The sequence below is a fragment of the Duodenibacillus massiliensis genome (genome assembly GCF_900128485.1).
Lineage (GTDB): Bacteria > Pseudomonadota > Gammaproteobacteria > Burkholderiales > Burkholderiaceae_F > Duodenibacillus > Duodenibacillus massiliensis.
Genome location: NZ_LT635854.1, coordinates 1 through 1325 on the forward strand (window position 1 = coordinate 1; position 1325 = coordinate 1325).

Genomic DNA, 1325 nt, shown 5'->3' on the forward strand with positions numbered 1-1325 from the left:
TCACAGCTTCCGGAACTGTGGCCGATACGTTCTTTCGGTCCGCCGTCAGCACCGTGCCTTCGATAATCGCCGTCAGCACGTGGGCTGCCATATCGTAGGAAATGCGCGTCCCGTCTTTAAACAACGTCGTGCGCTTGTTCTCATCGCTTTCCGGAAGTTCAATTTCACCCGCGTAAAAACTCCCGATAATGAAGCCTTCCTCCGGCCCCGTCGGCAGGAAAAGGCAGAGCACATCCTCGCCGACATTGACGCTGTTGAAGTCCTTCGTGGCAAAGGTGTTGCGCTGCAGAATCGGCAGGTCAAAAGAAACCGTACCGTCATCATCGTCAAAAACCACGCGGGCCGTTCCCTTTTTCGGGTTGATACTTGAAACCTCTCCGATCCGGATCAGGTCATTAATCTTTTCCGGCAGCGCGGAGTGTTCAAAAAGTCCCATCTCAATACGCGTTGTTCACACGCCTCAAACTGATGTCCGTTCTGTAGCCGGACGAATCCAGCGAATGCACTGCTTCTTCGATGATGAAGTTCCCGTCAAAGCTGCCGAAGCCGCTGCACTCAACAACGGCACCGGCCACAAGCATGACATCGCCAATAACTGAAATCCGCCCCGTCACCCGACGTTTGTTGAGGCTGCGCAACTTTNGTTGATTCCGCCCTTGGCGTTCTGCTGAATCGTCAGGGTGTAATGACTTCGCAGGGGTTTTGCGTCATCAACCAGAGACACAATGTCTTCCTGCATCTCAACGTCAATAGTTCCCTCGACGTCAGCCTGAGTTGCCACGATCTCAAACGTATGTGGCTCTCCCTTCGGCGTTTTCNGCGCACAGAGACCTGAAGGTTCTGATACGTGTCAGAGACACCACTGGGGCGATCCTTTGCCGTCGGGACAATAAACTCTCCTTCGTCTGTGAGACTGTTCAGGCCGATTGCTTCGCTGCCGCCACCTTCGGTAGCAGCTCCCGCCTTGAGCACGGTCCCGTTGAGCTTTGCAGAAAGCTGTGCGCTCGACACGGCATCAATATTCGTGCGGGCCTGCGTCTTCTGTTCGCTCGTGAGCTGCTGTGCCTCATAACTCACATGTTTGCCGGCAACTGTTTGCAAGGCCGTGAGAGCGTCCTTGTTGTTNCGCCGTCATAATCCCCCAGCTTCGTGCCATTTCTTTTAATCGTCAGTGCATACGGACTCTTGAGGCTCGTCGGAATCTTCGGAAGCGTTACGTTATACGTAGCCTTATTGCTCCCGTCATACGTCACCTTCGTCACACCGCCGATCTGCAAAGTAAGCGCCTGAGGATTTTTCAGCGACTTCGGAGTGCCGCTCAAATC

1 protein-coding gene is annotated in these 1325 nt (G+C 54.1%); it reads right to left on the reverse strand.

Going from position 1 to position 1325, the window contains the following annotated elements:
- A partial coding sequence (locus tag BQ7486_RS00655) for a phage baseplate assembly protein V (protein ID WP_074008588.1) occupies positions 1 to 436 on the reverse strand: 436 nt, incomplete at its 3' end.
- Positions 437 to 1325: the final 889 nt, after the last annotated feature.